This is a genomic window from Propionivibrio sp., from assembly GCF_017995515.1.
In the GTDB taxonomy this organism is placed as follows: Bacteria; Pseudomonadota; Gammaproteobacteria; order Burkholderiales; family Rhodocyclaceae; genus Propionivibrio.
The window spans coordinates 1-6,072 of sequence record NZ_JAGOIT010000146.1; the positions used below are offsets into that span (position 1 = coordinate 1).

Here is a 6,072-nt window from a genome sequence, read left to right on the forward strand (position 1 = left end):
GGGCCCATGGGTCTCGATGGCAACGCCCGCTTCGTGACATACTCTGCGTGCAACGTCGCCTGCCGGCTACGGGCGCGACTCCGGTTCTGGCTTGGCGGTTGGGTCCGGGATCGCGCCAGCATCTCCATCGGCCGGTTTGCTTTCTACCCCATTTGCGCAAAGCCTGCCGCGCTACGCTTGCCAGACAGTCTGATCACTTCGCGATCATCCCGCCGGGAGCCCTGCGGGCGCTTTCTAAACCCTTCGAAAATACGTTCGGTTGTGCCCCCCCCCGCCGTCGACGCCATATTTCTACGGATTTAAAGCGCCGTTAACACCAGCCATGCGTTTCAGGACAAGCTTAAGGAATACGGCATGAGCTGCTCAATGAGCCGGAAAGGGAACTGTTGGGATAACGCGCCGACGGAAAGCTGGTTCAACAGCTTCAAGAATGAGCGGGTGCATGGCATTCGCTATGCCACCCATGCCGACATGAGAGCAGCGAGCTTCGAATACATCGAGGTCTTCTACAACCGCAAGCGTCAACATCCGACCCTCGGCTACAAGTCGCCCATGCAGTTTCTGGAGAAATGGATCAGGCTGCAGCATCAGGAAAAATTGGTAGCATGAAATCCACCCTTTGGCAGACGAAAAACCGAGGGAACCTCACAACGCGCATTGCACCGACCACGCAAGGATCACCCTTGCTCCCCCATCTCCGGCAACGCCTTTAACGACCTGAACGTTGACACGATGTGCTCGGTCAGCAAGGCCGTTGCCTTCTCCGCGTCGCGCGCCATCGTCGCGTCGAAGATGCCCTGGTGTTCGGCGTGCACGTCGCGCGGGATGGGGTGGAGCGATAGGGAGAGGCGGCGGTAGCGTTCGGCCTGGTGGTAGAGAATGCCGATGAAGTGCTTGATCCAGCGCGACGGGCAGGCGGCGATCAGGACTTCGTGGAAGACGCGGTTGCGCTCTTCCCACTCGTCACGGCCCTCCGAGTCGGCGAGTCGTTCTTCGGCTTTTGACAGCAGGTGGAAGGCGGCGAGCAGGTCGCCTTCCCAGACTTCGTCGCCCAGCGCGATGGCTTGGCGCAAGGCTTCGCTTTCCAGCATCACGCGCGTGTTGGTGATGTCTTCGAAATCCTCCAGCGACACCGGCGCGACGCGGAAGCCGCGCTGTCCCTGATTGACCACCAGCGAATCCGAAATTAGTAGCGAGAGCGCCTCGCGCAGCGTACCAGCGCCGACACCGTAGTTGTCCTTGAGATGTTCGACGCGAAGCTTCGCACCCGGCGGCAGCGTGCCTTCGATGATGTCGCTGTGCAGGCTGCGATAGGCCGATTCGACGAGCGTCCTGGGCTCCGGGTTCGATTTTTGTGTGCGATTCGACATGGCAAGTCACTGTGGTCTGGTTACTCGATGTCTTCGGATTCTACCCGATACGTAAATTTGTTTGTTATTTTTAAAAATCTCGAGAAAATGTCTTGACATCGATAAACGTCAAGAATATCGTTTCACTCACGATAACAAAACCGGCGAGATGAACACGGTTTGGAAGTTTGGAATAACGGTTTGAAAGCGCAGTCAGGCAGCTTTTATCCACTGAACGGGTTTTGGAGAGGAAAAGACGATGGCGATGACAGGGGTTTTGCGTCCGGGGCATGCGCAGATTCGCGTGCTGGACATGGAAGAGAGTGTTGAGTTCTACACGAACGTATTGGGCCTGATCGAGACAGGTCGCGACAGCCAGGGCCGCGTGTACTTCAAGGCGTGGGACGAGCGTGACCACAACAGCGTCGTACTGCGCCAGGCCGACCGCGCCGGGATGGACTTCTTCGCCTTCAAGGTGCTCGACAAGGCGACGCTGGAAAAGCTCGACGCCGATCTGAAAGCGTATGGCGTGAAGACTGAGCGCATCCCGGCCGGCGAGATGCTCGAAACCGGGGAGCGCGTGCGTTTCAAGATTCCGACCGGCCACACCATCGAGCTGTACGCCGAGAAGACCGACGTCGGCAACGGCCAGCCTTACACCAACCCGGCGCCCTGGGTGCCGGACCTGAAGGGCATCGGCCCCTCGCGCATGGATCATTGCCTGATCTACGGCGGTGACATCGACGGCAATCGCGCGCTGTTCGAGAAGGTGCTCGGCTTCACGCTGGTCGAGCGCGTCAAGCTCGAAGACGGCGAAACCGACCTGGCGACCTGGCTGACCTGCTCGGCCAAGGCGCACGACATCGCGATGGTGCGCCACGGCGAGGACGACAAGATGCACCACGTCTCGTTCAAGCTCGATTCCTGGGAACAGATCCTGCGCGCCGCCGACATCATGTCGATGAACCGCGTCTCGATCGACATCGGCCCGACGCGCCACGGCATCACGCGCGGCACGACGATCTACTTCTTCGATCCGTCCGGCAACCGCCTTGAGACCTTCTGCGGCGGCTACGACTTCTACCCCGACATGCATCCGGTGACGTGGAACTGGGAAGAAGTCGGCGCGGCGATCTTCTACCACGACCGCAAGCTCAACGAAGCCTTCCTGAGCGTGGTGACCTGATGCAAGTCGCCGTCCAGATGCCCGGGATTTCGGTCGAGGCGGCGGCGACGGCGGTGCAGGCTGCGGTCGCCTACGCCGAGGCCAACGGCTGGAAGATCAACGCCGCCGTCGTCGATCGCGGCGGCAACCTGATGGCCTTCCTGCGCATGCCCGGCGCCTTCCTCCATTCGATCGAGATCGCCATCGACAAGGCCTATACGGCGGCGAGCTTCGGCTTCTCGACCAAGAACTGGATGCCGGCGATCGGGAACGATGAGGGGATGAAGTTTGGCTTTTCGGCGAGGCCTCGGCTGATTGTTTTCGGCGGAGGGTTGCCGATCGCTGGCAAGGAAACGGTCGGAGACTGGATCGGCGGCATCGGCGTCTCGGGGGCTTCGGAGGCGCAGGACGAGGAATGTGCGCGGGCCGGGCTGGCGGCGATTGGAATGGGCTGAGGTCTCGATATTGAGAATCGTAGAGGTAACCGCCGCCTGTCTACCGTTCGTGGTGAGCTTGTCGAACCATGAACGGACCCCGGAGGCGGGCATCTCGCCCTTCGACAGGCTCGGGGCGAACGGTGGTTGAGGGCTGTCAGTCGCTTACACGAACTTCAATAGGCGCAAACGGGAACAACAAGGAAATCAACGCAATGAAACAGATCCTGAATTTCATCAACGGCGAGTTTGTCGCCACGGCGAAACAGTTCGAGAAGCGCACGCCGGTCGATAACTCGGTCATCGGTAGGGTGCACGAAGCCGGCAAGGCCGAGGTCGACGCGGCCGTCGCCGCTGCACACGCGGCACTCGATGGGCCGTGGGGCCGGATGACGGTCAACGAACGTACCGACCTCCTGAACAAGGTCGCCGACGAGATCACGCGCCGCTTCGACGAGTTCCTCGCCGCTGAATGCGCCGATACCGGCAAGCCGAAAAGCCTCGCCAGCCACATCGACATCCCGCGCGGCGCGGCCAACTTCAAGATCTTCGCCGACGTGATCAAGAACGCGCCGACCGAAGCGTTCGAGATGGCGACGCCGGACGGGCGCGGCGCGCTCAACTATTCGGTGCGGCGGCCGGTTGGTGTGGTTGGCGTCGTCTGCCCTTGGAATCTGCCGTTGCTGCTGATGACCTGGAAGGTCGGCCCGGCGCTGGCTTGCGGCAATACCGTGGTGGTCAAGCCCTCGGAAGAGACGCCCTCGACCGCGACGCTGCTCGGCGAAGTGATGAACGCCTGCGGTGTGCCGAAGGGCGTCTATAACGTCGTGCATGGCTTCGGCCCGAACTCGGCCGGCGAATTCCTGACCACCAACCAGGGCGTCAACGCCATCACCTTCACCGGCGAAACGCGCACCGGCGCGGCGATCATGAAAGCGGCGGCCGACGGCGGCCGGCCGGTCTCGCTGGAAATGGGCGGCAAGAATCCGGCGATCGTCTTCGCCGACGCGGATCTCGACGTGGCGATTGAAGCGACGCTGCGCTCGTGCTTCTCCAATTGCGGCCAGGTCTGCCTCGGCACCGAGCGCGTCTACGTCGAACGGCCGCTGTTCGACACCTTCGTCGCCGCGCTGAAGCAGGGCGCGGAAGGGCTGAAGCTCGGCGTGCCCGACGATCCCGCAAGCAATATGGGGCCGCTGGTCAGCCAGGAACATCGCGACAAGGTGCTCTCGTACTGCAGGAAGGCCGTCGCCGAAGGCGCGACCGTCGTCACCGGCGGCGGCATTCCCGAGATGCCGGGCGAACTGGCCAACGGTGCGTGGATTCAGCCGACCATCTGGACCGGCGTCGGTGACGAGGCGGCGATTGCGCGCGAAGAAATCTTCGGACCGTGCGCGCTGGTCATGCCGTTCGACAGCGAGGAGGAAGTGATCAAGCGCGCCAATGCCACCGAGTACGGCCTCGCCGCGTCGATCTACACGACCAACGTGACGCGCGCGCACCGCGTCGCTGCGCGCATGCAAGTCGGGTTGGTCTGGGTCAACAGCTGGTTCCTGCGCGACCTGCGCACGCCGTTCGGCGGCGCCAAGCAGTCGGGCATCGGCCGCGAAGGCGGCGTGCATTCGCTTGAGTTCTACACCGAGCTCAAGAACATCTGCATCAAGCTCTGAGCAACCGGCAATGAACGCTTCGTCTTCTCCCGAAATCGGCCGCAGCATCGTCGCGGCCGGAATCCGCACCAACTGCCACGACGCCGGCGACGGCGCGCCTGGATCGTCATCCGTGCTGTTGATCCACGGCTCCGGCCCCGGCGTCACGGCGTGGGCCAACTGGCGGCTGACCATCCCGGAACTCGCCAAGCGCTCGCGCGTGCTGGCGCCGGACCTCGTCGGCTTCGGCTATACCGAACGTCCACAGGGCGTTCAGTACGGACTCGACGCCTGGGTGGCACACGCCGTCGGCGTTCTCGACGCGTTGAACGTCGAGCAGGCTGACGTGGTCGGCAATTCCTTTGGCGGCGCGATCGCGCTGGCGCTGGCGATCCGCCACCCCAAACGCGTGCGCAAGCTCGTGCTGATGGGCAGCGTCGGCATCCCGTTCCAGATCACGCCGGCGCTCGACGCGGTGTGGGGCTACCAGCCGTCGTTCGAGGCCATGCGCGGCCTGCTCGATCTCTTTGCTTACGACCGCGCGCTGGCGACCGACGAACTGGCCGAACTGCGCTATCGGGCGAGCATCCAGCCCGGTTTCCAGGAGGCGTTCGCCGCGATGTTCCCGGCGCCGCGCCAGCGCTGGGTCGATGCACTCGCCAGCAACTACGCCGACATCATGGCGCTGCCGCATGAAACGCTGATCATTCACGGCCGCGACGACCTGGTGATTCCGCCGGACAACGCGCTGCGTCTCAACCATCTGATCAGCCGCTCGCAGGCGCATATTTTCGGGCGCTGTGGGCACTGGGTGCAGATCGAACACGCGGCACGCTTCAACCGGCTGGTTGGCGACTTTCTGGCGGAAAACCAGTGAGTCTCGTAAGAGTGACCGACAACCCATCTACCGTTCGTGGTGAGCTCGTCGAATCCTGCCCTGAGCCTGCCGAAGGCATGAACGGGTGCACCAACGGACATCTCGCCCTTCGACAGGCTCAGGGCGAGCGGTGGTGAATAACGGCCGGCGACATTTACGAACGTTGATGATTTCAACACATAGAGAAAGCGACTATGGACCAACAACAGATTACGCAACTGGGCGACGAACTTTACGCAGCGCTGACCGCCGGCAAGACCGTCAGCCCGCTCACCTCGCGCGGCTTCGACATCACCATCGAAGACGCCTACCACATCCAGCAGCGCATGCTGGCGCGGCGCATCGAGAAGGGTGAGAAGGTCGTCGGCAAGAAGATCGGCGTCACCAGCAAGGCGGTGATGAACATGCTCGGCGTCGGTCAGCCGGACTTCGGCTACCTGCTCGACGGCATGGTGTACAACGAGGGCGAGTCGATCCCGATGGACTCGCTGATCCAGCCCAAGGCCGAAGGCGAAATCGCCTTCCTGATGAACAAGGATCTGATGGGGCCGGGCCTGACGGCGGCTGACATCCTGGCCGCGACCGAGGGCGTGATGGC

The 6,072-nt window shown here is 62.6% G+C and carries 6 protein-coding genes and 1 pseudogene; 6 read left to right on the plus strand and 1 reads right to left on the minus strand.

The features are described 5' to 3' along the window. Positions 1-318 precede the first annotated feature (318 nt). A pseudogene (locus tag KBA32_RS16030) lies at positions 319-609 on the plus strand (IS3 family transposase); the annotation flags it as partial. Positions 610-677: 68 nt separating this feature from the next. Here KBA32_RS16030 and KBA32_RS16035 read toward each other — a convergent pair. Further along, the gene (locus tag KBA32_RS16035; RefSeq protein ID WP_294361148.1) at positions 678-1,370 is read right to left on the minus strand and encodes an FCD domain-containing protein; all 693 of its coding nucleotides are present in this window, start codon (positions 1,368-1,370) and stop codon (positions 678-680) included. 238 nt (positions 1,371-1,608) lie between these two features. Between KBA32_RS16035 and KBA32_RS16040 the strand changes: the two genes are divergently transcribed. The 5 genes from KBA32_RS16040 to KBA32_RS16060 all read left to right on the plus strand — a co-directional run. Then, on the plus strand, positions 1,609-2,535 hold the full coding sequence (locus KBA32_RS16040; protein WP_294361150.1) for a catechol 2,3-dioxygenase: 927 nt from the start codon (positions 1,609-1,611) through the stop codon (positions 2,533-2,535). After that, positions 2,535-2,969 (plus strand): heme-binding protein, encoded by a 435-nt coding sequence (locus KBA32_RS16045; RefSeq protein ID WP_294361152.1) that lies wholly within the window; start codon positions 2,535-2,537, stop codon positions 2,967-2,969. Before KBA32_RS16040 ends, KBA32_RS16045 begins: the two co-directional genes overlap by 1 nt. A 194-nt stretch (positions 2,970-3,163) precedes the next feature. Continuing rightward, positions 3,164-4,618: a 2-hydroxymuconic semialdehyde dehydrogenase gene (locus tag KBA32_RS16050; protein ID WP_294361154.1), complete on the plus strand. Its 1,455-nt coding sequence runs from the start codon at positions 3,164-3,166 to the stop codon at positions 4,616-4,618. Positions 4,619-4,628: 10 nt separating this feature from the next. After that, entirely contained in the window at positions 4,629-5,474 is an 846-nt protein-coding gene (locus tag KBA32_RS16055) for an alpha/beta fold hydrolase (RefSeq protein WP_294361155.1), read from the plus strand. Positions 5,475-5,668: 194 nt separating this feature from the next. Beyond that, on the plus strand, positions 5,669-6,072 hold a 404-nt coding region (locus KBA32_RS16060), incomplete at its 3' end, for a 2-keto-4-pentenoate hydratase (RefSeq protein ID WP_367113793.1).